Origin of the sequence: Streptomyces albiaxialis (genome assembly GCF_039530985.1) — a bacterium.
In the GTDB taxonomy this organism is placed as follows: domain Bacteria; phylum Actinomycetota; class Actinomycetes; order Streptomycetales; family Streptomycetaceae; genus Streptomyces; species Streptomyces albiaxialis.
On the sequence record NZ_BAAAPE010000005.1, the window covers coordinates 355226 to 376631 of the forward strand.

Sequence of the window (21406 nt, forward strand, 5' to 3'; positions counted from 1 at the left end):
TGGACACCCTCTATCCGTTCACCGGCGTCGAGTCGGTGTACGGGCTCGCCGGGGCCGGTACGCGCTTCGTCGTCCGCACCTCCAGCACGGGCGTCTTCCCCGGGGCGCCGCCCGTGCCCGGACGCAGGGCGCCCGTCACGGTCACCCAACTGTCGGCGGGCGGGGCGCTCTTCCCGCGCATGGCGACCTTCACGGTGAGGGAGTCCGCCGCGCAGCAGTTGACGATCATCCGCGTCAGGAACCACCCGCCGTCGCGGCCGGGCGTGACGAAGCCCCGCATCAGGACGGTGTGCCCGCGCAGGGTCTTCCCGCCGTCCTGCCGGGCGCGGATCGTGAACTCCGTGAGGGAGAGCGGAGCAGGGTCCTTCCGGGAGAGGGGCGCGACCGGGGCGCTGTCCTCGCCCAGAGAGTCGACGGCCCGGTCGCTGTCGCGCGCGGCGGTGTACGCGCCGAGGGCGGGCGGCGGGAAGAACAGCACGGCGAGCACCGGCAGGAAGAGCAGCCACGCGACGCCGGGGCCATGGCGGTGATCGTGGCCGTGGTCATGGCCGTGGTCGTGGCCCTGCTCGTACTCGTGCTGGCTCTCGTGCTCACGCTCGTCGGGCCGCGACCGGGCCAGCAGGGGGAAGCCGTCACGTGCGGCGGCGACCGTACCGGCCGCGAGCAGCACCACACCCGAGCAGATCAGGAAGGGCCGCATGCCCTCCTTCACGTAGCGCAGGGAGAGGTCGCTCAGCAGGCAGGCGTGGAGCAGCGCGCCACCGGCGAGGACGAGCAGCAGCGCCTGGAAGGGCCGTCTCACAGCAGTACCCATCCCGTCAGTGCGCCGCACACCACGGCGACCGCCCAGGTGGCCGCCGAGAACCGCAGGGCGAAGGCCCGGCCGAACGTTCCGGCCTGCAGGGCGATGAGCTTGAGGTCGACCATCGGGCCCACCACCATGAAGACGAGCCGGGCCGTGGGAGAGAAGCCCGTCAGCGAGGCGGCGAGGAACGCGTCGGCCTCCGAGCACACGGCGATGACGACGGCGAGCAGCGCGAGGAACAGCACCGAGAGCCACGGGGAGTCCGAGAAGACGTCGGCCACCGACCGGGGCACGGCCACGGTGAACGTGGCCGCCGCCATGGCGCCGAGGACGAGGAACCCGGCCGCGTGCAGGAAGTCGTGCTGGAACCCCAGCCGGAACTCCTCCCAGCGGCTGCGGCCCGGCTCGTGTCCGAGGCGCCGTACGGGCATCCGCAGCCACCGTTCGTTCCCCCATCTCAGCCACAGCCAGCCCATCGCGGCCGAAGCGGCGAGCGAGGCGACGAGGCGGGCCGCGACCATCTCGGGGCGCCCGGGGAACGCGACCGCCGTGGAGGCGAGCACCACCGGGTTGACCGCCGGTGCCGAGAGGAGGAAGGCGAACGCCGCCGCCGGGGCGACCCCGCGGCCGATGAGGCTGCCCGCCACCGGCACCGAGGCGCACTCGCAGCCCGGGAGCACGACTCCGGCGGCGCTCGCGACGGGCACGGCGGCGGCCGGTCTGCGGGGCAGCAGCTTGGTGAAGGCGCTCGCGGGGACGAAGGCGTTGACGGCGCCGGAGACCAGGGTGCCGAGCAGCAGGAACGGGACGGCCTGGAGCGTGAGGGCGACGCATACGGTCTGCCAGGCGAGGAAGCCCGGGTGTGTGAGCCAGCCGAGCCCGGCCAGGCCGATCGCGGTGAGGCCGCAGACCATCAGGACGGAGAGCCAGCGGGCGAGGCGCTCCTGCCGTCCGGCCGGAGCCGGAGCCATGGACGGGGACGGCGGGGTCGCCGCCGCCCCCGCGCTGTCCGTCACGCCGAGCCCACCCCGACGAGGATCCGTACGTCGAGGTCGCCGGTGCCGCCGTCGGTGTCGGCGGCGACGCGCTCCCGGAACCGTTCACGCACCCGCTCCACCGCCGCCGCTTCCATGCCGTCGAGGACCTGACGGATGCCGCTTCCCAGGACGAGGCGCCAGGCGCTGTCGGGGGTGAACGGCGCCGGGAGGCTGTGCTGTTCGACCCGCGCGCCGCGCAGGCCCACCTCGCCGAGCCAGGAGCGGAAGGCGGGGACGGTGTCGATACGGCCCAGACGCCGGGGCAGTTCGGGGTCGGCGGGCCACGCGCGTTCGGTCTCGACGGCCGCCTTGAAGGCGGCGCCCCAGGCGCCGAGCGCGCCGTTCTCCCAGACGGTGAGCACGAGCCGGCCGCCGGGGCGGAGATGGCCCATGAGGGCCTTCGCGCCCGCCTCCATGTCGGGGAGGAAGAAGAGCCCGAGCGCGCACTGGGCGATGTCGTACGGCACGTCGCGCCGGGGCCAGGTCGTCACGTCGCCCTGGTGGAAGCGGAGATGGTGCTGCCCTTCCTCGGCGGCCCGTCGTCTGCCGAGGGCGAGCAGCCCGGCCGAGAGATCGACGGCGTCGACGACCCCGGCGGGACCGACGGCGCGTGCAGCGGGCAGCGCCGAGGCCCCGGCGCCGCAGCAGGCGTCGAGGACGCGCTGTCCGGCGCGGGGCCCGGCCGCCTCGGCGGTCACCCTGCCGACCGGGTCCCACAGCCCCTCGGACCAGGTGTGGAACTCCTCGGCTCCCGCCGTGAACGCTGCGCCGGCATCCGCGTGGCCGGTCATGGGCACCCCCTGGAGACTCTGCCAGTGACGACAATCATTTCCAGTAAAGCAGAGTCCCCCGGACGCCCCGGAGGGGGTTCAGCGGAGCGGGTCGAGGTGGCGCAGGAGCGGATGCGCGTCGCCCTCGCCCAGGATCGAGTCGGCGAGCATGCGGCCGGTGAGCGGGCCGAGCACCATGCCCCACATCCCGTGGCCCCCCGAGACGTGCACGCGCGGCGAGCGGGTGCGGCCCACCAGCGGCAGGCCGTCGGGGGTGCAGGGCCGGGAGCCGACCCACTCCTCGTGCCGGTCGTTCCAGTCGACGCCGCTGAACATGGGCCGCGCGGAGGCGACGATCGTACGGATGCGCCGGGGGTCCAGCGGGGCGTCCGGCGCGCGGAACTCCATGGTCCCGGTGATGCGGAACCGGTCTCCCAGCGGGGTGCAGGCGAGGCGCTGGCCCGGCAGGTAGATGGGGTGCACGGGCATGTCCCGGGGCCGCACGGTGAAGCTGTAGCCGCGGCCCGCCTGGACGCGGGCGCGGACGCCGAAGGGCCGCGCCAGGCCGTTCAGCCAGGCCCCGCCCGCGAGAACGGCCGCGTCCGCGCGCACGGTCTCCTTCCCCGGGGATACGGGGATCAGCTCGACGCCGTCGGCGCCTCGGTCGAGGACCCGGGCCACGGCGTGGTCCTCGACGATCTCCCCTCCCCCGTCCCGTACGGCGTCCGCGAGGGTGCGCATGAAGGCGGGCGGGTTGATGAAGCGCTGCCCGTGCACGCGGATGCCGGTGCGCACCTCGGCGCTGAGGACGGGTTCGAGGGCGCGCAGTTCGTCGCCGGAGACGGTGTCGAACTCGGCCTCGTCGCCGCCGCAGGCGCGGATGTGCGCGAACTCGTCCAGGACATGCTGCTGGTCGTGCCGGTCGCGGCAGGCGATGACGAGCGGGTCGGCGCGCGTCACGGGCGCCGCGACGCCGCTCTCGACGAGCTGCTCGTACGCCGCGAGGCAGGTGCGGTTGAACTCGTTGAAGACGGCCATCGCGCGGCGCCAGCGCGCCGCGGTGCAGTTGCGGGTGAACGCCAGGAGGAACGCCCAGAGTTGCCGGTCGACTGCGGGCGGGATCGAGACCGGGGAGGTGCGGTCGAAGAGCGATCTGAGGCCGTAGCGCAGCACCGAGGGTTCCGGGAGCGGCACGGTGAAGGCGGGGTTGAGCATGCCCGCGTTCCCCCAGGAGGACCCGGCGGCGACTCCGGTCCGGTCCAGGACCGTGACGCGTACGCCGCGCTGCTGGAGGAACCACGCGGTGGAGAGCCCGGCCATTCCGGCGCCGACGACGGCGACATGTCCGGGGGCGGCATGTCCAGGGGTGGCACGTCCAGGGGTGGCGCTCATCTCGGACTCCTCTCGTGCGGTCAGGGGAGGGGCTTGCGTGCGGTCTCCGGCATCAGCAGCACCGGGACGAGCGTGACCAGCGCCACCAGCACGAGGTAGAACGCGGGGACGTCCAGGTTCCCGGTGCGGTCGACGAGAAAGGTCATCAGGAGCGGGGCCGTGCCGCCGAAGACGGCGAAGGAGATGTTGTAGCCGATGGCCACCCCGGTCCCGCGCACCCGGGCGGGGAACAGCGCGGGCAGCGTCGCGGTGGTCGTGCCCAGGATCGGGATGTGACAGAGGGTCAGGAGCAGGATCCCGGCGAGCGCGGGGGCCCAGCTCGCCCGCTGGATCAGGAGGAAGGCCGGGTAGGCCAGGACGGCGTAGGCGAGGGCGGCGCCCGCGAGCATGGGCCTGCGGCCGACGCGGTCGGAGAGGATCCCCGCGAAGGGGATGCCCGCGGTGAGCAGCGCCCCGGCGAGGAACACCAGCGCCTGCGCGGTGGCCGAGGGCATGTCGAGGTCCTCGGAGAGATAGCTGGGCAGGTAGGTGAGCAGGACGTACGTGCCGATGCTGGAGCAGATGACGATGCCGCCGCAGATCAGCAGCCGGGCGCGGTGGCCGGTGAGCGTCTCCCTGACGGGGGCCTCGGGCCTGGCCTCCTCCTCGGCGAGCGCCTGGAAGCTCGGCGTGTCCGTCAGCCGGATCCGCAGATAGAGCCCGATGGTGCCGAGGGGCAGGGCGACGAGGAAGGGGATCCGCCAGCCCCAGGACTCCATCGCCGCGTCGGAGAGCCCGTACGTGAGCGCCGTGGTGAGCCCGGAGGCCAGCAGGAAGCCGCCGAGCGCGCCGCACTCCAGCCAGCTCGCCCAGAAGCCGCGCCGCCGGTCGGGGGCGTACTCCACGACGAACGTCGATGCCCCGCCGTACTCGCCGCCGACCGCGAAGCCCTGCACGAGCCGCGCCAGGATCAGCGCGACGGGGGCGAACACGCCCGCCGTGGCGTAGCCGGGCAGCAGGCCGATGGCGCAGGTCGCGGCGGCCATGGTGAGGATGGTCAGCGAGAGGGTTCTCTTGCGGCCGATCCTGTCGTTCAGCGGTCCCAGCACGAAGGCGCCCAGCGGGCGGACCGCGAAGGCCAGCGCGAACGTCGCGTAGGAGGCGAGGAGCGAGAGGCCGGGCCGCGACTGGGGGAAGAACACGTCCCCCAGGACGACGGCCAGGTACCCGTACGTCGCGTAGTCGTACCACTCGGTGGCGTTGCCGATCATCGCGGCCGTCACCGCGCGCCGCCGCGTGGCGCGGCCGGTCTCCGGCCGGACGGTGGATTCCAGCAGCTCGCTCATGCCGGCCGCGTCAGATCTCGATGACGTCGGCCGGGCCGTGGGTGAGCGCGCGGGTGCCGTTCCGCTCCACGACGAAGGTCTGGCTCAGCCCCACGCACGCGTTGCCGAACGAGCGGAAGGAGCCGGGGATGTGGAACACCATGCCGCTCTCCAGCGGCTCGTGGTTGTCGGGGGTGAGGTAGAAGGGGGCGCCGTCCATCCAGTGCGGCTTGTGGGCCAGGCCGACGGGATAGCCGAAGAGCTGATGGAACATCACGTCGTCGGGGAGCCGCCCCAGCGCCTTGCCGGCCTGCGTGGCGACGTGCGAGGCGGTGACGCCCTCCGCTGCGTGCTCCAGCACGGCGGCGACGGCGGTGCGCGCGAGGTCGACGAGCCGCCGGTCGGCGGGCCACAGCGGGCCGTCCCGGACCACGGTGCGCATGACCGGCGCGTGGTAGCGGGACCGCGTCCCGGCGAACTCCATGAAGGTGGCCCCCGCGCTCAGCGGCGACCCCACCCAACTGGAGTGCGGGATCCCGCTCCGCCGCCCGCTGACGACGAGGGGGCCCCAGGCGGACGCGGAGTCGGCCCCGTCGTAGAGCGCGGCGGCGATCGCCGCGGCCACCGAGGAGTCGGTGGCTCCGGTGGCACCGGCGGCCTCCACCCCGGCCTCGACGCCGCGCCGGGTCACCTCGGCGGCCTCCTCGATCCGGCGCAGCTCCGCCGGGGAGAGCACCAGGCGGGCCCGCTCGACGAGATAGCCGGGCTCGACCGCCACCAGCCCGTGCTCGCGCAGCAGGTCCAGGGCGCGCGGGGGCGTGGAGGGGTGCCCGGTCTCCACTCCCACGCGGGCGCCCCGGGGCAGCACCGAGGCCGCGTGCTGGAGGAACAGTTCCAGGCCGCGCAGCGCGTCCGCGTAGCCGCAGTAGTGGAGGTTGCCGGCGACGGAGCTGGCCAGCGCCCTGCCGACCTCCAGGTCCGGGATGTAGAGGTGGGTCTCCGCGTGCGTGACCAGCAGGGGCTGCGGGGCCGTCTCGGCGGTGTGGAAGCCGCACAGGTACTCGACGCTCGACGGCCGGAACACCAGCATCGCGTCGAGGGGCAGCCCGGCCATACGGTCGCGCAGCGCGGCCAGCCGCGCCGCGTACTCGGCCGGTTCGAAGGCCGGTCCCTCGGCCGCCCGTACCGCCTCCGCGCTCCGTCGCGTCAGCCAGCCGGGCGACGGGGCGCTGCCGAGCTGTGTGATGTCGGGGCCGTGGCCGTCGTGTCCGCCGTCTGCTGTCCCAGCCATGCGACTCTCCTCCGGACTAAGGGCTTCTGTGACCGCCGTCACCGCCGTCACTGGAAAAGCAGTGTGATCTCTCCGCTTTGTTCACGTCCATCGACAAGTCCTTCAGGTTTCGCTTTAGATTCCGTGAATGGAACTCTCCTTGAAGCGGCTGCGGATGCTCCGGGAGCTGGCCCGTCGCGGCACGATGACCGAGGCCGCCGAGGCGCTGCACTACACGCCCTCGGCCGTCTCCCAGCAGTTGTCCGCGCTGGAGCGCGAGGTGGGCGTGGCCCTGCTGGAGCACGTCGGGCGGCGCGTGCGGCTGACCGAGGCCGGACAGGTCCTGGCGCGGCACGCGGTGGAGGTCCTGGCCGCCGAGGAGCGTGCCCGTACGGCGCTGGAACAGGCGCGCGAGCACCTCACCGCCGACCTGACCGTGGGCGTGCTGGCGACCCTGGCCGGGACGCTGGTGCCGCCCGCGCTGGCGACGCTGGCCGAGCGCCACCCGGGGGTACGGGTCACCACGCGGGAGGTCGTCCCGGAGGAGACCCACGCGGCCGTACGGGACGGCGATCTCGACCTCGCGTTCGTACTGGACTACCCGGCCGTGCCCGGGTCCGGGCCGCCGGACCCCGCGCTGGAGTCCACGGTGATCGGCGTGGAGCCCCTCCTCCTGGTCACCCCGCGAGGGGCCTTCGGCGGAGGGGCGGCAGGCGATCCACGCGGCGCGGGCGACGCACTGGACACACGCGACGACGCCCGCGACGCACGCAACGGACTCGGCTCACGCGACGACGGCGCCCGTACGGGCCTGGGACCCCCGGTGGATCTCGCCGATCTGTCGGAGCACACCTGGGTCGCGTCGGGCACCGGCACGGAGTTCGGCCGGGTGCTGCTCGCCCTGTGCCGGGCTGCCGGGTTCACCCCGCGCCTCGCCCACCAGATCGACGAGCAGGCGACGGCGATGGCCATGGTCGCGGCGGGCCTCGGCGTCACCATGGTCGCCGAACTGGCGATGGCGCTGCGGCCCGCCGGGGTGGACGTCTTCCCCTTCCGGGAACCGGTGGAGCGCCGGATCACCGTGATCCGCAAGGCCTCGACCAGGGACCGCCCCTCGGAACAGGCGTTCCTCCGCGCGGCGTTGGACACGGCGGCCTCGCTCCGGCTGCGGAAGACCCCGGCGGGCCGGACGGCCTGAGGGCCCCTCCGGTCACCCGCGCGGGTCGGGGGCCGTCAGCGCGGTCAGGACGCGGCGCATCGTGTGCCGGAACATGCCGTGCGCGTCGGCGACGTCCGGACCGCCGCCGTTCGCCGCGCTCTCTCCGCTCCCCCCGGCGTCCGCTCCGGACGCCGCCGCTCCGCCGAGCGCCTCGGCCAGGTACGGGTGCCGCCCCTCGGCGACGGCGCGGCGCAGATACGTCTCCTGCGCCCGGCGGCGCGCCCTGTCGGCGTCGGCCCCGGGCCGTTCCGTGCGGGCGAACTGCGCGATCAGCGCGTTCATCACGGCGACCGCCTCGACCTTGGCGGCGCCGGTCAGCGCGGTGGGAGCCAGGGCCCTCAGCGCGTACTCCAGGTGGTCCAGCCCGTGCGGACCCAGCCGCAGCGGCTCCGGGGGTACGTCCGCGAGCCAGGGGTGCCGCACATGGACGGCCCGGGTCCGGTCGGCCAGGGCCAGCAGGTCCTCGACGGGCTCGCCGGTGAGCGGGGCGTCCACGCCGATCTCCCCGGCCGCCGCGTCCGTCATCAGGTCGAGCAGGTCGTCACGGCTCGCGACGTAGCGGTAGAGGGAGGACTGACCGACGCCCAGCTCTCTGGCCACCTGGCGCATGGACACCGCCTCCAGTCCGCCCCGGTCGGCCAACCGGACGGCGGCGTCGGCCAGTTCGGCGCGGGTCCGCCCGGCCGCCGGGCCACGGGTGCCGCGCCCGGGCCGCAGCCACACGGACTCCTGTTCCTCCGCCACCCAGCTCACCCGTCCCTTCCGTCGCCGGTGGTACCGTGCCTACTATAACTGCGAACACCGATCGCAGTTATAGCGGCCACGAGTGCGCCGCCGTCGAAAGGAGGGCCGTCATGACCAGTTCACCGACTCCCCTGTGGGGCCCGATGGAATTCGCGGAGAACGGCCCGGTGCGCCTGGCGTTCGACCGGCTGACCGAGGGCCAGGACGGCGAACCCCTCCTGCTCGCCACCGGCCTGGGCGCCAACCGGCGCTGGATCCCGGACGGCCTGTGCCGGACCCTGGCCGCGCAGGGCTTCGCCGTGGCCCGTTACGACCAGCGGGACGGCGGCGACTCGACCCACCTGCCGCCCACCGCGGCGCGGAACCCGATCAAGGCGCTGCTCACCCGGGACACCGAGGCGTACACGGCCGAGGACATGGTCGACGACACCATCGCGGTCATGCGCGCGCTCGGCTGGACGTCCATGCACCTGCTCGGCGTCTCGCTGGGCGGCGCCGTCGCCCAGCGGGTGGCGCTGCGGCACCCGGAGCGCATCCGGTCGCTCACCACCATGTCCGCCGTCCCCGGCGATGTCGCGGGCCTGCGGACGTTCCGCTACATACGGCTCGGGACGCTCGCGAAGTTCAGCCGGCTGAAGTTCCCCGACACCCGAGAGGGGGCGGTCGACGCGGGGGTCGCCGTCTCCCGTGAACTCGCCTCGCCGAACCGCCCGTTCGACGAGGCGGCGGCGCGCGAGGCCGCAGAGCGCAACGCCGACAGCGGCATCCACGACGCGCAGGCCCAGAGCCGGCAGATCGGCGCGCAGTGGCACGGCCCGCGCATCAGCGCCGTCGACCGCCCCACGCTCGTCCTGCACGGCGCGGACGATCCGCTGATCAAGCCCGGCGCGGCACGGGCGATCGCGTCCCGCATCCGCGGCTCCCGCCTGATGCTGCTGCCCGAGGTCGGCCACGAGCTGCCCGAGCACGTATGGGACACGGTCGGCGCCGAGCTGCGCAGGCACGCGGACGCCGCCCGGGAGCACGCGATTTGAGGGTCGAGAGGCCTGCGACTGCGGGAATCCCGCGAAAGTCTCCACCCGTTGCTTCAACGATACGATCGAAACGACGGTGATCGGACCGGCCGGGGAGCCGGGGCGGGGAGGGCGGGGTGATGACGGACGAGGACGCGACGACCGCGACCGGTGCCGTGGAGATCGAACTGAGCCGGGCCGAACTCCGTACGGTCACCGGTTACGCGGTGGCGTGCGCCGAGCCCTCCCTGGCGTTCTACGAGCGCGAGTGCCCCGGCGACCCCCGCCCGCGCGCCGCGATCGAGGCCGCGCGGGAGTTCGCGGAGGGGGCCGGGCGGACCAAGCTGCTGCGCGACCGCGCGTGGGCGGCGCACCGCGCGGCCCAGGAGACCCGCGACGCGGGACAACTCCTCGCGAGCGACGCCGCACGCGCGGCCGCGCACGCGTGCGGAGCCGCGTATCTGCACCCCCTGGCGAAGGCCACCCAGGTCCGGCACATCCTCTCCTCGGCCGCCCACACGGCACGGGCGTACGAGCGGGTGGCCGACGGCGACCCGGCCGTGGGCGCAGGGCACGTCGCGCGGTTCGCGGCCCTCACGCCCCACGGCGTCGCCGACGTCCTGCGCCGCTATCCGGCGGCGCCGCCCGGCGGCGGGCGCGTCGGCGCGCTGATCCGCGAGCTGGACGCGGCGCTGCGATGAGCCCGTCCCCCGGCCTGGGGGACAAGACGGCCAGGACAGAGACAGCCAGGACAGGAGAGACTCCGCACGATGCACGACGATGACGCCATAGGCCTGGACGCCCTCAGCTCCGCCCCCTCCTCCGACGGCACCGGCGCCGTCGAGCTGGGCCCGGACGACGTGCCCGAGATGCTGGACCTCGCCGCACGCACGCGGCCGGGCCCCTTCTGGCCCCGCACCCGCGAACTCGGCACGTATCTCGGCGTCCGCGAGCGCGGGGCCCTGGTGGCGATGGCCGGGGAACGCCTCCGTCCTCCGGGCTGGACCGAGATCAGCGCCGTCTGCACCGCCCCCGAGGCCCGTGGCCGCGGCCACGCCGCCCGGCTGGTGCGGGCCCTCGTCGCCGGCATCGTCCGGCGCGGCGAGCGTCCGTTCCTGCATGCCGCCGACGCGAACACGGGCGCCCTCGCCCTGTACGAACGCCTCGGCTTCACCACCCGCAGGCCCGTCGTCGTCCGGGGCTTCCCCACGCCGCCCGCCCAGGAGCCGACGGGCTCCGCCGGCGAGGAGCGCCAGCGGGCGGGAGCGTGACGAGGCGGGCCGGAGCGTGACGAGGCGGGCCGGAGCGCGGCAGGGCGCTTCCCGCCCGCTGAGCCGCCGTCAGCCCTGCGTCGCGCGGGGGCCGCGTGCGGCGATGGCGACGAGGAGGACGGCCATGACGGCGACGCCGGTCCACATGGCCTGTTGCCAGCCGTCGACGAACGACTGCTGGGCGGCGTGCAGGAGCCGGGGGGCGTGCGGGCCCGCGGCGTCCGCCGCCTCGACCGCGTTGGCGACGCCCTCGCGTGCCGCGTCGGCCGAGCCGTGCGGGACGCCGTGGAGCCTGTCGTCGATCGCGGCGCGGTAGCCCGAGGTCAGGAGGGCGCCGAGCATGGCGACGCCGAGGGCGGTGCCGAGTTCGCGGGTGACGTCGTTCAGCGCGGAGGCGACGCCCTGCTTCTCGCGGGGCAGGGAGCCGGTGATGGCCTCGGTGGAGGGCGTCATGGACAGGCCCATGCCGAGGCCCATGGCGAGCATGCCGGGCAGGAGCGAGAGGTAGCCGCCGTCGGCGGAGACGAACAGGGCCATGAGGGCCAGGCCGCCCCCGGCCAGCGCGATGCCCAGGGCCATGGTCGAGCGGGCCCCGCCACGTGCGGCCAGCCTGGGCGCCAGCCCCGAGGCCGCCATCATCGTGACGGCCATGGGCATCAGGGCCAGCGTGGACAGCAGGCCCGACCAGCCCAGCACGGCCTGGAAGAACGGGAAGAGGACGACGGCGACGCCCGCCTGGACGCCGAAGACGACCAGCAGGGTGAGGGAGCCGCCCGCCAGGCCGCGCTCGCGGAACAGCCGCACGTCCAGCAACGAGGCGTCCGCGCGGCGCAGTTCCCACGCCACGAAGCCGACGGCGCCGACGAGCCCGACGGCGAGGCCGGTGAGCGTCGCGGGCGCGGTCCACCCGCGCTCGGGCCCCTCCTGCAGGACGAAGATCAGCCCGACCACGGCGACGGCGGATACGAGCGCGCCGACGGTGTCGAACGTATGGCGGGATCTTTCGCGGGAGTTGGGCACCGACCTGAGCGTCGTCGCCAGGGCCACGGCGACGAGGACCACGGGCAGGACGAACAGCCAGCGCCAGTCCGCGACATCGACGAGGAGCGCGGAGAGGAACATGCCGAGAATGCCGCCGCCTCCCGCCACGCCCGTCCACACGCCGATCGCCTTGCCGCGCCGCTCCTCGGGAAAGGTCGAGGTGATCACGGCGAGCGTGATGGGCATGATCATCGCCGCGCCGGTCCCGGCGGCCACCCGCGCGGCGAGCATCACCTCGGCCGTCGGCGCCAGCCCCGCCACGACGCTCGCGGCGCCGAAGAGGCCCAGTCCGGCGACCAGCATCGGCTTGCGCCCCCACCGGTCGCCGAGCGCGCCGAGCGGCAGCAGCAGCGCGGCCAGCGCGAGGGTGTAGACGTTGATGATCCACAGGACCGTGCTCTGCGAGGCGCCGAACGCGACAGCCATGTGGGTCTGGGCGACGTTCAGCCCGGACACCGAGGCGATGACGGCCATCAGCGCGATGCAGACGGCGGTCAGGATCGTACGGAGCCGACGCGCGTCCGGCACTCCCCCGGCGTCCGCTCGGGCATCCGCCCGGGCATCCGCCCGGGTGTCCGCTCGCGGTTCGGCTGCGGGGGCTGCCGCCCGCACGGGCTGGTTCGCGGTCATGAGGTTCCTCTCGGAAAAGAGCATGCGGAATCGGCGCCGGGCGGATGGCGGGTGCGGCCGGGCCCGGCGCCGGAGGTGGCCGGGGTCAGGCGGCGGTGCTCCGGCCGCGCGCCGGGGCGGGCGCCTCCGCCGCGAGTGCCGCGTCGGTGTCGGCGGTGGCCAGCTCGGCGTTGAGGCGCGCTGCGGCCAGCGCACCGGCCGCCGCGGCGGCGCCGACCTGGGCGGCGAGGTCGGTGGCGTTGCCCGCCACCCACACGCCCGGCACCTCGGTCGCACCGGCCGCGCCCGAGGCGAGGCGGCGGCCCATGTCGTCGGGCAGGTCCTCCATCGGCAGCCCCAGGCCGTCGAGCCCCTCGGTACGGGCTTCCATCCGGGTGGCGACGGCGAGGACGCGACGGGCGACGAACGTACCGTCGGCCAGGCGCACCCCCGCGATGCCCCCGTCGGCGCCGTTCCCGTCGCCGACGACTTCCCGTACGGGCTCGTCGACGACGCGGATGCCACGGGCGGCGAAGCGCGCCCGGTTCTCCCCGTCCAGCGCGGTCCCGCGCACGAAGTAGACCAGGTCGTCGGTCAACTGGCGGAACAGCAGGGCGTGGTGGACCGAGGCCGGGCCGGTGGCGAGGACGCCGATCGGCTCGTCGCGCACCTCCCAGCCGTGGCAGTACGGGCAGTGCACCACGCCCCGGCCCCAGTGCCCGGCCAGGCCCGGCACGTCGGGCAGCACGTCCCGCAGCCCGGTGGCCACCAGCAGCCGCCGCGCGGTCACGCTCCGGCCGTCGGCCAGGGTGACGGTGAACCGGGGGTCGAGCGGGGACGGGGACCCGGCGGGCGGGGACCCGGCGGGCGGAGCGGGCTCGGCGGGCTCGGCGGTGGCCACCTCGCCGAGGACGACACGGCCGCCGTACTGCCGCACCTGCTCGCGGCCCCGCTCCAGGATCTCCGCGGGCGGGGTGCCGTCCAGGACGAGGAAACCGTGCATGGCCTCGGCGGGCGCGTTGCGCGGCGTACCGCTGTCGATCACGACGACCGAGCGGCGGGAACGGGCGAGCATCAGGGCCCCGTTGAGCCCCGCCGCGCCGCCGCCGATCACCACGGCGTCGACGGTCCCACCGGGCAGTACGTCGCTCGCGTACGCGGAAGTCCTCGCAGACTCAGGCATCTCGTGCCCCTTCCTCTTGCTTCGTGCGCGGCCCGGGGCGATCCGGGCCGTCTGTGCACGACGCTAACCCCGGCTTGCATCGAGGGCATACGATGTTGCCTATGACGCAAGAAGACGAGGGGCTCGACAGCCTCGTACGCAAACGGATCCGCGCTCTGCGGGTCGCGCAGGGCTGGTCCCTGGAGGAGCTGGCCACCCGCGCCAACCTCAGCCAGTCCTCGCTGAGCCGCATCGAGAACGGGCAGCGACGCCTCGCGCTGGACCAGCTCGTCACCCTCGCCCGCGCGCTGGACACCACGCTGGACCAGCTCGTCGAGACGGCCGCCGACGACATCGTCACCAGCCCGATGATCGACAGCGCCCACAGCCTCATGCGCTGGCCCGTCAAGGGCGACCCCGGCATGACCGTCATGCGCCAGCGCATGACCGAACCGCCGCCCGCCAACCCCGCCCGTATGCGCGCGCACCCGGGCCGCGAATGGCTCGTCGTCCTGTCCGGCACGGCGGTCCTGATGCTGGGGCACCGCCGCTTCCGCGTCGAGACGAACCAGGCCGCCGAGTTCCCCACGATGCTGCCGCACGCGATCGGCGCCGAGGGCGGCCCGTGCGAGATCCTGGGCATCTTCGACCGCGACGCCCGCCGGGGCCACCAGCGCGACACGGGCGGCACGAACGGAGCGGACGGCGCCGGGTGAACGCGCCTTGCGCGTCGGGCAGCGCGGACGGCCGCCGTCTTGCGCATACGGGGAGCGACCATGCCCTCGGGACATGGCCGACCTAACGTGACTGGCATGACCCCAGCTCACCCGCACCCTCAGCACCGCCACCCCCACGACCACGGCCACGCACACGGCGGTGACGACGGCGACCAGGCCGAGATCCTCGATCTCGACGCCGAGGTGCTCGCCGAGCACCTCGGCGACCTCACCGCGTGGCTCCCGCTGCGGACCGGCCCGCGTCGGATCGTCGACCTGGGCTGCGGCACGGGCGCGGGCACGTTCGCCCTGCTCGACCGCTTCCCCGAGGCGCATGTCACCGCCGTCGACGCCTCGGCGGCACATCTCCGGCGGCTGCGCGAGAAGGCGTGCGCCCGTGGCGTGGAGGGGCGCGTGCACACCGTGCAGGCCGACCTCGATGCCCCCGGCTGGCCCGCGCTCGGCGCGCCGGACCTGGTGTGGGCCTCGGCCTCGATGCACCACATGGCCCGTCCCGACCAGGCCCTGCGCCGGGTCCGCGACGCGCTCGCGCCCGAAGGCCTGTTCGCGGTCGTCGAGCTGGCCGGATTCCCCCGCTTCCTGCCCGACGGCGCCCCCGAGGACCGGCCCGGTCTGGAGGAGCGCTGCCACGCGGCGGCCGACGGCTTCCACACCGAGCACGTGCCGCACCGCGGCGCCGACTGGGGGCCGATGCTGACGGCGGCCGGATTCACGGTCGTAGGGGAACGGACCCTCGCCGTGCACGTCGGGGCCGGGGCCGCCCCTGGCGACGCGCTCGGCCGCTATGCCCTCGGGAGCCTGCGCCGCCTCCGCGGCCCCGCCGCCGGGGCCCTCTCCCCCGAGGACCTCGACGCGCTCGACCGGCTCCTCGACACCGACGGCCCGCACAGCGTCCTGCGCCGCGACGACCTGGCCGCACGCACCGAGCGCACGGTCTGGGCCGCCCGCCGGACCGAGGACGTTCCGGAGGACGGCACCGGCTCAGCGCTCGGCCGCTGACGCGGAGCGCCCGGACGACGGGAGCCGGACGCCGAGCCACTGTTCGGCGCCGTACTCCTCGTACCGCTCCACCTCGGTGAACCCGAGCCTCGCCGCGAGGCGCATCGCGCGGCCGTTGGCGGTCCGGGTGCGGAGCGCCACGGGCTCGCCGGGACGTACGCCGGCGAACCAGCCGAGCACCGCCGCGCACGCCTCCTCGGCGTACCCGCGTCCCCACGCCTCCGGCAGGAGCATGAAGCCGAGTTCGGCCGCGCCGGGGCCCTTCGCTCCCTCGCGCCGGTCGCGGTCGAGCGTGATGACGCCGGTCATCGTCCCGGCGAACTCGGCCACGAAGAGGCCGGGGCGCCGCCCGGGCACCTCGGGCATCTCGTGTTCGAGCGCTTCCCGCGGCCGGGGACCCCCGAGGTGGGCGCCCACCTCCGGCGAGGCGAACAGCTCGACGAACGCCGCGCGGTCCCGCGCCTCGGCCCCACGGAGCACGAGCCGCTCGGTCGTCAGCGGGGCGGGCGGCCAGGTGGGGAACTCGAGTTCGGACATCGCGGCAACGTACCGCACCCCGGAACGCGTCAGCGCCGGATGCCCCGGCGGCGCCGCCAGTCGCGCCCCGCCACCCGGCGACGTGCAGGGCCGGGGCGGCGGGCAGATGGAAGAGCCGGGCCAGGCCCACCCATACGACGGTCGTCACGCAGGCACGGACCACCGACCGGTCGCCCCGCTCGCCTTCCTGCCGGGGGCCGTGGAGACCGGACATCGTCCGAGTGCGGCAGCCGCCGACGGGTCCCGGCAGGCCCCGGCGGGCCCCACGCCAGGCCCCGGCGGGCCCACGGCAGGCCCCCGGCTGGAACGAGGCGTTCCGGTCATGGTGGTGTCGCGGTTGTCGCGGGCACATCCGTGCGAGACACGTGCGAGGGCGCACGGGTTGGGCATCATCTCAGCGAGACAGCAGGGGCCCGCGATACGCGGGGTTCGTACGGGCTGACCGCCCACGATCCGCATCGCCCGCCGCTCTGCGAGAACGGCGACCGCCCCGTGCCCTGGCCTCCCTCCGCGCCGCGCCGGACGGTCGGGAGCGCCACGAGGCAGGCAGGGATGACCACCGGCATGAACAGCCCCCCACCCTCCACATGCGACCTGTGCGGCACCCGGCTGACGGGGGGCGCGGGCGCGCTCGCCGCCGTCCCCGACTCCTCCGCGCTGCATCCCCGGCGACGGGCGCTGGACGGGCTGCGCCTGGTGCGCGGCTGCTCGCCCGCGCACCTCGACCGCCTGCGCGCCCACTACCGCGTACGCCCCTTCGTGCTCGAAGAGCTGTGGTCCGGCCAGATAGGGCGCGCCCAGGACTCCCACCCGTACGAACTCACCCCGGCTCAGATCGCCAACCTCACCGGACTGCTGCCCACCCAGATCGCGCGCGCCCTGCACTGGCGCCGTCACCAGGACGACGAGGCGGCGCCCGCCCCTCTCGCCGGGGGCTCCCCGCCCGGCAGTTGACCCCTGCCCGGCCGGCGCGGCGGGGGCTCATCCGGGGCGGCGCTGGGTGTCGCTCTCCCGGCGGAGGCGGTCGGTGTGACGCGTGAGGTCGTCGAGGCGTCCGGCGAGGTCGGGGCGCCTGTCGGCCAGGTGGGCCCGGGTGTCGGCCATCGGGGCGAGGAGACGCGCGACATCGTCGGCGCCGAGGGCCTGGACGAGGGGGCGGCGGGCCGCGTCCGGGAGGTCGGCCAGAGCCGTGATCTCCCCGGCGAGCTGCCGCAGATCCGCGGCGTGGTCACGGGCCCAGGCGGTGACGGAGCGGTCGGCGGCACGGCGGTCCCGGACGGCCTGGATGCGCTCCTCCCCCGTGCTGTCGGGGGCGCCGGGTCTCAGACGCAGGTAACGCCGCTCGGCCGACTGGCGGTTGGCCACCCCCAGGGGGTGCGCGAGGTCGGCCCAGCTCGCGCCCGCCTCGCGCGCGGCTTCGATCAGGCCCGTCTCCCAGCCCGCGAGCTGGTCGCGCATCTGCCGGAGCAGCAGCAGCGCGGCGAGCGCCTGCTCGGCGCTCGTCCGGGGCCCGGACCGCCGGATCGGCTGTGCCGCCTGGGCGGTGTGCACCGCCTCCTCGATGGTCTCCAGCGCGGCCTGCGCGGCGGGGAAGGACGCGGGCGGGGGGCCGGTCCCGCGCTCGGCTGCACCCATGGAGCGTCTCCTCTCCTCGTGTCACCGGACGGGCGACACCCATGCTTGTCATCGTCTGGATGACATGCTACAACAGGAGCATACGGAAGCGCATGGGCATGCACAGCCCAGCCGAGAAGACGGAGGTGTTTCCCGATGCTGATGCGCACCGATCCCTTCCGCGAGCTGGACCGGATCACCCAGCACCTCTTCACCGGCAATGCGACGGGCACATGGACGAAGCCCTCGACGATGCCGATGGACGCCCACCGCGAGGGCGATGAGTATGTGCTGACCATCGACCTCCCCGGCGTCACCCCCGACGCGATCGACATCGACGTCGAGCGGAACATGCTGACGGTCAAGGCCGAGCGGCGCCCCCAGACGAAGAGCGACAAGGTGCAGGTCGAGCTCGCCGAGCGCCCGCTGGGCGTCTTCTCACGCCAGGTGATGCTGGCCGACACCCTGGACACCGAGCGGATCGACGCGGCGTACGACGCGGGGGTCCTCACCGTGCGGATCCCCATCACCGAGCGCGCCAAGCCCCGCAAGATCACCGTCGGCACCGGCTCGGAGCCCAAGGAAATACGCGCCTGAGCCCGCGCCCCGGATCGCCGGGCGCCCATAAAGCCGTATGACCGTGCGGCCGCGCACCCGTGTGACATCCGCGGCATCCCGAGCGGCGTGGAGGGCGGAGGGTGGCAACTCCCCCGCCGCGCCGTCCTCCACGCCCCCGCCCTCAGCCACGGGCCACCGACAGAGCCCCCGTTCAGAGAGAGAAAGGCGTCTCCCGTCCATGCACCCGCTCACGCCGGATTCCGCGGCGCCCGCCGCTCCGCCCAGCCGGCCCTACGTCCAGATGCTGGAGCGCGTCCGTTACGACGGCGCCTATCCCACGCGCGAGAAGGCCGAGGAGGTCACCACGGCCGTCCTCACCGCCCTCGGCCGACGGCTCACGGGTGAGGAACGGGTGGGGCTCGCCGCCCGGCTCCCGGTCGAGGCCGCGCGGCTCTTCGTCTCCTCCGCGCCCGAGGCCGACCGGCTGACGGGCTGGGCGTTCGTCAAGGACCTCGCGTCCCGCACGGGCGGCACCCTCGCCACCACGCGCTGGGACGTCGGCTCCGTCCTGGGCGCCGTGGCCCAACTGGCGGGCCCGGAGCTGCTGGACCGCATCCTCGCCCAGCTCCCCTCGGGATACGCGATCCTCTTCGGCCGCCCCGAACTCACCCAGGCGGCCTGAGCCCGGCCCCTCACCCGGCCCTCACTCGACGACGAGCTCGACCGGGATGTTGCCGCGGGTCGCGTTGGAGTACGGGCAGACCTGGTGGGCCTGCTCCAGCAGCTCGCGGCCCTGCGCCGGGTCGAGGGCGTCGGGCAGCTCGACCCGGAGCGTGACCGCGAGGCCGAAGCCCTCGCCCTCCTTGCCGATCCCGACCTCGGCGGTCACCGCGGCGTCGCCGAGGTCGATCTTCGCCCGCCTGCCGACGACGCCGAGGGCGCTGGCGAAGCACGCCGCGTATCCGGCGGCGAAGAGCTGCTCCGGGTTCGTCCCCTGCCCGTTGCCGCCCATCTCCGTGGGGACGCCCAGCTCCAGGTCGAGCTTGCCGTCCGAGCTGACGGCCCGGCCCTCGCGGCCGTGGGTGGCGGTGGCGGCGGCGGTGTAGAGCGGGTCCATGGAGTCCATCTCCCTCATGAGTCGGGTTCTGCGTGCGTACGGAAGCACGACTCAAAGTAGAGCACACAATTAAGTTGCGCACAATTAATTCGTGTGTCGCTATCCTGGGGGCATGTCCTCCGACGACGCGCACCTCCGCCTCGACCAGCAGGTCTGCTTCTCCCTGAACGCCGCCTCGCGCGCCTTCAGCGGTCTCTACCGCGTGCTGCTCAAGGACCTGGGCCTCACCTATCCCCAGTACCTGGTGATGCTCGCGCTGTGGGAGCACGGCGAGCTGCCCGTCAAGCAGCTCGGCGAGCTGCTGCGTCTCGACTCCGGCACCCTGTCCCCCCTGCTCAAGAGGCTGGAGGCGGCCGGGCGCGTCCGACGCGAGCGCAGCGCCCGCGACGAGCGCTCCGTGCACGTCCGCCTCACCGACGAGGGGTCCGCCCTGCGCGAGCGCGCGGCGCTCGTGCCGCGCCGGATCTCCGCCGCGACGGGCTTCGACCTCGACGAGATCCGCGATCTGCGCGCCCGCCTCGACCGGCTCACCGACGCGCTGGACACGGCGGCACGCGAGGAGGCGTCGTCCGGCTCCGGGGCGGAGTGAACCGTACGGGACACGGGTTACGGATCGGTGCCCACAGGCAACGGGTGAGGGCGCGGCGGCGATGAATCCGGGCGGGCCCGCCGGTCTGTATCTCCGACATCTCCGACACGGGAATCCACCCGACCCAAGGACGGCATCATGACCGCGACCTACACGTTCGACGTCTTCTCCAGCCTCGACGGCTACGGCGCAGCGGGCGGGAACTGGACCGGATACTGGGGCAAGCAGGGCCCCGAGCTGCTCGACCACCGCCTCTCCCTGTACGACGAGGAGCAGCGGATGGTCTTCGGGGCGCGCACCTATCAGTTGTTCGCGCGGATGCTGGCCGAGAGCACCGAGGAGTCCGAGGTCCGCGACCCCTGGGTCACCCGGATGAGGAACCTCCCGGCGACGGTGATGTCCAGCACGCTGGAGGGCCCCCTGGACTGGCCCGACGGGCAGCTCGCGAGCGGCGACGCGGTCGAGGTCGTCGCCCGGCTCAAGGAGGAGTCCGACGTGCCGTTGCGCTCGCACGGCAGCCTGTCGATGAACCGGGCGCTGATGTCCGCGGGGCTGGTCGACCGCGTCCAGGTCACGCTCTTCCCCGTGATCACCGGGGAGTCCGGACTGGACCCGATCTTCCACGGCGGCGGCGACTTCGACCTCGAACTGATCGAGCAGCGCACCCTGGACGGCCGCACCCAGGAACTCGTCTACCGGCCCACGCCGCACACCTGAGGCACGGTCACCACCCGGGACGGACGAGAGGCGCGACGCGGGCGTCCGGCGCCTCCGCCCCCTTCCCCCATAGGGTGACCCGATGGATCAGGATGAACGGCTCCTTCATTCCTCGTCGTTCGGCTCCGCCGCGGTGGACTATGCCGAGCACCGTCCCGATTACGCGCAGGAAGCGGTGCGTTGGGCACTCGGACCGGCTCCCGGCCCCCGCGTCCTCGACCTCGGCGCCGGAACCGGCAAGCTGACGGCCACGCTCGCCGCGCTGGGCGCCGACGTTGTCGCGGTCGAGCCCGACCCGGCCATGCTGGCCGAGCTGCGCCGCGCGCTGCCGGGGGCCCGTGCCCTGGAGGGAAGTGCCGAGTCGATCCCGCTGCCGGACGCGTCCGTCGACGCCGTGGTGGCGGGCAACGCGATGCACTGGTTCGACATGGCCGTCGCCGGGCCCGAGATCGCCAGGGTCCTCGCGCCCGGCGGCGTCCTCGCGGGCCTGTGGAACGTCATGGACGACGCGGTCGAGTGGGTCGACGGCCTCGCCCGGGTCAGCGGCAGCGCGGCCGTCGGCCCGCGTGACACACCCGCCGGTTGGCGCGCGGAGACGGCGGACACGCATCTGCCCGGAGACGGCACGGCGGCCCGGTTCGGCTCGCCGGAGCAGAAGACGTTCCGACACGGGCAGCGCCGTACCGCGGACTCCCTCGTCGCGACCCTCGCGACGCGCGCGGGGGTGCTCGTCATGCCGGAGGCGGAGCGGGAGGCCACGCTGGGCCGGATCCGCGCGTTCCTCGGAAGCCGTCCGGAGACCGCCGAGGGCGAGTTCACCCTCCCGATGCTGACCGCCGTACTGCGCGTACGGCGGTTGTGAGGCACCGCCCCGGAGGGGAACCGCCGCGCCCGGCGGTTC

The 21406-nt window shown here is 74.5% G+C and carries 23 protein-coding genes and 1 pseudogene; 12 read left to right on the plus strand and 12 right to left on the minus strand.

Going from position 1 to position 21406, the window contains the following annotated elements; genetic code table 11:
- Positions 1-10: 10 nt before the first annotated feature.
- From ABD343_RS09610 to ABD343_RS09635, 6 genes are all read right to left on the minus strand, one after another.
- Positions 11-814 carry a TIGR03943 family putative permease subunit gene (locus ABD343_RS09610; protein WP_344526144.1) on the minus strand — a complete coding sequence of 268 codons (804 nt, stop codon included), beginning with the start codon at positions 812-814 and terminating at the stop codon, positions 11-13.
- Positions 799-1719 (minus strand): permease, encoded by a 921-nt coding sequence (locus ABD343_RS09615; RefSeq protein ID WP_425578142.1) that lies wholly within the window; start codon positions 1717-1719, stop codon positions 799-801. Before ABD343_RS09615 ends, ABD343_RS09610 begins: the two co-directional genes overlap by 16 nt.
- A 98-nt stretch (positions 1720-1817) precedes the next feature.
- Positions 1818-2633 carry a class I SAM-dependent methyltransferase gene (locus tag ABD343_RS09620; RefSeq protein ID WP_344526146.1) on the minus strand — a complete coding sequence of 272 codons (816 nt, stop codon included), beginning with the start codon at positions 2631-2633 and terminating at the stop codon, positions 1818-1820.
- A 78-nt stretch (positions 2634-2711) separates the two neighbouring features.
- A complete protein-coding gene (locus ABD343_RS09625) occupies positions 2712-4004 on the minus strand; it encodes an NAD(P)/FAD-dependent oxidoreductase (RefSeq protein ID WP_344526148.1) in 1293 nt (430 codons plus the stop codon).
- Between the two features lie 20 nt (positions 4005-4024).
- Positions 4025-5329: an MFS transporter gene (locus ABD343_RS09630; protein WP_344526150.1), complete on the minus strand. Its 1305-nt coding sequence runs from the start codon at positions 5327-5329 to the stop codon at positions 4025-4027.
- A 10-nt stretch (positions 5330-5339) separates the two neighbouring features.
- Positions 5340-6599 (minus strand): M24 family metallopeptidase, encoded by a 1260-nt coding sequence (locus tag ABD343_RS09635; protein ID WP_344526152.1) that lies wholly within the window; start codon positions 6597-6599, stop codon positions 5340-5342.
- A gap of 127 nt (positions 6600-6726) precedes the next feature.
- Between ABD343_RS09635 and ABD343_RS09640 the strand changes: the two genes are divergently transcribed.
- The gene (locus ABD343_RS09640) at positions 6727-7776 is read left to right on the plus strand and encodes a LysR substrate-binding domain-containing protein (protein ID WP_344526154.1); all 1050 of its coding nucleotides are present in this window, start codon (positions 6727-6729) and stop codon (positions 7774-7776) included.
- A 12-nt stretch (positions 7777-7788) separates the two neighbouring features.
- Here ABD343_RS09640 and ABD343_RS09645 read toward each other — a convergent pair whose 3' ends face one another.
- Positions 7789-8541: a TetR/AcrR family transcriptional regulator gene (locus ABD343_RS09645; protein ID WP_425578143.1), complete on the minus strand. Its 753-nt coding sequence runs from the start codon at positions 8539-8541 to the stop codon at positions 7789-7791.
- A 110-nt stretch (positions 8542-8651) separates the two neighbouring features.
- Here ABD343_RS09645 and ABD343_RS09650 point away from each other — a divergent pair, with 110 nt between their 5' ends.
- The 3 genes and pseudogenes from ABD343_RS09650 to ABD343_RS09660 form a co-directional block, all read left to right on the plus strand.
- Complete coding sequence (locus ABD343_RS09650; RefSeq protein ID WP_344526158.1) at positions 8652-9575, plus strand: alpha/beta fold hydrolase; 924 nt, start codon at positions 8652-8654, stop codon at positions 9573-9575.
- A 119-nt stretch (positions 9576-9694) separates the two neighbouring features.
- Positions 9695-10255, plus strand: coding sequence for a putative immunity protein (locus ABD343_RS09655; protein WP_344526160.1), 561 nt, complete (start codon positions 9695-9697; stop codon positions 10253-10255).
- A gap of 129 nt (positions 10256-10384) precedes the next feature.
- Positions 10385-10825 (plus strand): annotated as a pseudogene (locus tag ABD343_RS09660) (GNAT family N-acetyltransferase); the annotation flags it as partial.
- Positions 10826-10894: 69 nt separating this feature from the next.
- Here ABD343_RS09660 and ABD343_RS09665 read toward each other — a convergent pair.
- The gene (locus ABD343_RS09665; RefSeq protein ID WP_344526162.1) at positions 10895-12496 is read right to left on the minus strand and encodes an MFS transporter; all 1602 of its coding nucleotides are present in this window, start codon (positions 12494-12496) and stop codon (positions 10895-10897) included.
- Positions 12497-12581: 85 nt separating this feature from the next.
- Positions 12582-13658, minus strand: a complete 1077-nt coding sequence (locus ABD343_RS09670; protein ID WP_344526164.1) for an NAD(P)/FAD-dependent oxidoreductase — start codon at positions 13656-13658, stop codon at positions 12582-12584.
- Between the two features lie 101 nt (positions 13659-13759).
- Between ABD343_RS09670 and ABD343_RS09675 the strand changes: the two genes are divergently transcribed.
- Together ABD343_RS09675 and ABD343_RS09680 are read left to right on the plus strand one after the other, a co-directional pair.
- Positions 13760-14353, plus strand: a complete 594-nt coding sequence (locus ABD343_RS09675; RefSeq protein WP_425578130.1) for a helix-turn-helix domain-containing protein — start codon at positions 13760-13762, stop codon at positions 14351-14353.
- A gap of 96 nt (positions 14354-14449) precedes the next feature.
- Positions 14450-15373, plus strand: coding sequence for a class I SAM-dependent methyltransferase (locus ABD343_RS09680; protein ID WP_344526168.1), 924 nt, complete (start codon positions 14450-14452; stop codon positions 15371-15373).
- On the opposite strand, the gene ABD343_RS09685 is transcribed toward ABD343_RS09680, so the two are convergent.
- Positions 15356-15910 carry a GNAT family N-acetyltransferase gene (locus ABD343_RS09685; protein ID WP_344526170.1) on the minus strand — a complete coding sequence of 185 codons (555 nt, stop codon included), beginning with the start codon at positions 15908-15910 and terminating at the stop codon, positions 15356-15358. The two genes, ABD343_RS09680 and ABD343_RS09685, sit on opposite strands and share 18 nt — an antisense overlap.
- Positions 15911-16474: 564 nt before the next feature.
- Here ABD343_RS09685 and ABD343_RS09690 point away from each other — a divergent pair.
- The gene (locus ABD343_RS09690) at positions 16475-16864 is read left to right on the plus strand and encodes a hypothetical protein (protein WP_344526172.1); all 390 of its coding nucleotides are present in this window, start codon (positions 16475-16477) and stop codon (positions 16862-16864) included.
- Positions 16865-16891: 27 nt separating this feature from the next.
- On the opposite strand, the gene ABD343_RS09695 is transcribed toward ABD343_RS09690, so the two are convergent.
- A complete protein-coding gene (locus ABD343_RS09695; RefSeq protein WP_344526174.1) occupies positions 16892-17545 on the minus strand; it encodes a type III effector protein in 654 nt (217 codons plus the stop codon).
- Positions 17546-17680: 135 nt separating this feature from the next.
- On the opposite strand from ABD343_RS09695, the gene ABD343_RS09700 reads away from it, so the two are divergent.
- Together ABD343_RS09700 and ABD343_RS09705 are read left to right on the plus strand one after the other, a co-directional pair.
- Complete coding sequence (locus ABD343_RS09700; RefSeq protein ID WP_344526176.1) at positions 17681-18121, plus strand: Hsp20/alpha crystallin family protein; 441 nt, start codon at positions 17681-17683, stop codon at positions 18119-18121.
- 199 nt (positions 18122-18320) lie between these two features.
- Complete coding sequence (locus ABD343_RS09705) at positions 18321-18764, plus strand: DUF2267 domain-containing protein (RefSeq protein WP_344526178.1); 444 nt, start codon at positions 18321-18323, stop codon at positions 18762-18764.
- A gap of 21 nt (positions 18765-18785) precedes the next feature.
- On the opposite strand, the gene ABD343_RS09710 is transcribed toward ABD343_RS09705, so the two are convergent.
- Positions 18786-19199: an organic hydroperoxide resistance protein gene (locus ABD343_RS09710; protein WP_344526419.1), complete on the minus strand. Its 414-nt coding sequence runs from the start codon at positions 19197-19199 to the stop codon at positions 18786-18788.
- Positions 19200-19311: 112 nt separating this feature from the next.
- Between ABD343_RS09710 and ABD343_RS09715 the strand changes: the two genes are divergently transcribed.
- The 3 genes from ABD343_RS09715 (at position 19312) to ABD343_RS09725 (ending at position 21367) form a co-directional block, all read left to right on the plus strand.
- Positions 19312-19788, plus strand: coding sequence for a MarR family winged helix-turn-helix transcriptional regulator (locus ABD343_RS09715; RefSeq protein ID WP_344526180.1), 477 nt, complete (start codon positions 19312-19314; stop codon positions 19786-19788).
- A gap of 138 nt (positions 19789-19926) precedes the next feature.
- On the plus strand, positions 19927-20505 hold the full coding sequence (locus tag ABD343_RS09720) for a dihydrofolate reductase family protein (RefSeq protein WP_344526182.1): 579 nt from the start codon (positions 19927-19929) through the stop codon (positions 20503-20505).
- Positions 20506-20587: 82 nt separating this feature from the next.
- The gene (locus tag ABD343_RS09725) at positions 20588-21367 is read left to right on the plus strand and encodes a class I SAM-dependent methyltransferase (protein WP_344526184.1); all 780 of its coding nucleotides are present in this window, start codon (positions 20588-20590) and stop codon (positions 21365-21367) included.
- Positions 21368-21406 lie beyond the last annotated feature (39 nt).

Excerpts from the sequence above, each read along its gene's own strand:
- ABD343_RS09625 (WP_344526148.1), bottom strand. The coding sequence starts at position 4,004 with ATGAGCGCCACCCCTGGACGTGCCACCCCTGGACATGCCGCCCCCGGA.
- ABD343_RS09710 (WP_344526419.1), bottom strand. The coding sequence starts at position 19,199 with ATGGACCCGCTCTACACCGCCGCCGCCACCGCCACCCACGGCCGCGAG.
- ABD343_RS09670 (WP_344526164.1), bottom strand. The coding sequence starts at position 13,658 with ATGCCTGAGTCTGCGAGGACTTCCGCGTACGCGAGCGACGTACTGCCC.
- ABD343_RS09700 (WP_344526176.1), top strand. The coding sequence starts at position 17,681 with ATGCTGATGCGCACCGATCCCTTCCGCGAGCTGGACCGGATCACCCAG.
- ABD343_RS09615 (WP_425578142.1), bottom strand. The coding sequence starts at position 1,719 with ATGGTCTGCGGCCTCACCGCGATCGGCCTGGCCGGGCTCGGCTGGCTC.
- ABD343_RS09620 (WP_344526146.1), bottom strand. The coding sequence starts at position 2,633 with ATGACCGGCCACGCGGATGCCGGCGCAGCGTTCACGGCGGGAGCCGAG.
- ABD343_RS09685 (WP_344526170.1), bottom strand. The coding sequence starts at position 15,910 with ATGTCCGAACTCGAGTTCCCCACCTGGCCGCCCGCCCCGCTGACGACC.
- ABD343_RS09725 (WP_344526184.1), top strand. The coding sequence starts at position 20,588 with ATGGATCAGGATGAACGGCTCCTTCATTCCTCGTCGTTCGGCTCCGCC.
- ABD343_RS09655 (WP_344526160.1), top strand. The coding sequence starts at position 9,695 with ATGACGGACGAGGACGCGACGACCGCGACCGGTGCCGTGGAGATCGAA.
- ABD343_RS09630 (WP_344526150.1), bottom strand. The coding sequence starts at position 5,329 with ATGAGCGAGCTGCTGGAATCCACCGTCCGGCCGGAGACCGGCCGCGCC.
- ABD343_RS09715 (WP_344526180.1), top strand. The coding sequence starts at position 19,312 with ATGTCCTCCGACGACGCGCACCTCCGCCTCGACCAGCAGGTCTGCTTC.
- ABD343_RS09610 (WP_344526144.1), bottom strand. The coding sequence starts at position 814 with ATGGGTACTGCTGTGAGACGGCCCTTCCAGGCGCTGCTGCTCGTCCTC.
- ABD343_RS09640 (WP_344526154.1), top strand. The coding sequence starts at position 6,727 with ATGGAACTCTCCTTGAAGCGGCTGCGGATGCTCCGGGAGCTGGCCCGT.
- ABD343_RS09680 (WP_344526168.1), top strand. The coding sequence starts at position 14,450 with ATGACCCCAGCTCACCCGCACCCTCAGCACCGCCACCCCCACGACCAC.
- ABD343_RS09690 (WP_344526172.1), top strand. The coding sequence starts at position 16,475 with ATGAACAGCCCCCCACCCTCCACATGCGACCTGTGCGGCACCCGGCTG.
- ABD343_RS09635 (WP_344526152.1), bottom strand. The coding sequence starts at position 6,599 with ATGGCTGGGACAGCAGACGGCGGACACGACGGCCACGGCCCCGACATC.
- ABD343_RS09695 (WP_344526174.1), bottom strand. The coding sequence starts at position 17,545 with ATGGGTGCAGCCGAGCGCGGGACCGGCCCCCCGCCCGCGTCCTTCCCC.
- ABD343_RS09720 (WP_344526182.1), top strand. The coding sequence starts at position 19,927 with ATGACCGCGACCTACACGTTCGACGTCTTCTCCAGCCTCGACGGCTAC.
- ABD343_RS09650 (WP_344526158.1), top strand. The coding sequence starts at position 8,652 with ATGACCAGTTCACCGACTCCCCTGTGGGGCCCGATGGAATTCGCGGAG.
- ABD343_RS09665 (WP_344526162.1), bottom strand. The coding sequence starts at position 12,496 with ATGACCGCGAACCAGCCCGTGCGGGCGGCAGCCCCCGCAGCCGAACCG.
- ABD343_RS09705 (WP_344526178.1), top strand. The coding sequence starts at position 18,321 with ATGCACCCGCTCACGCCGGATTCCGCGGCGCCCGCCGCTCCGCCCAGC.
- ABD343_RS09675 (WP_425578130.1), top strand. The coding sequence starts at position 13,760 with ATGACGCAAGAAGACGAGGGGCTCGACAGCCTCGTACGCAAACGGATC.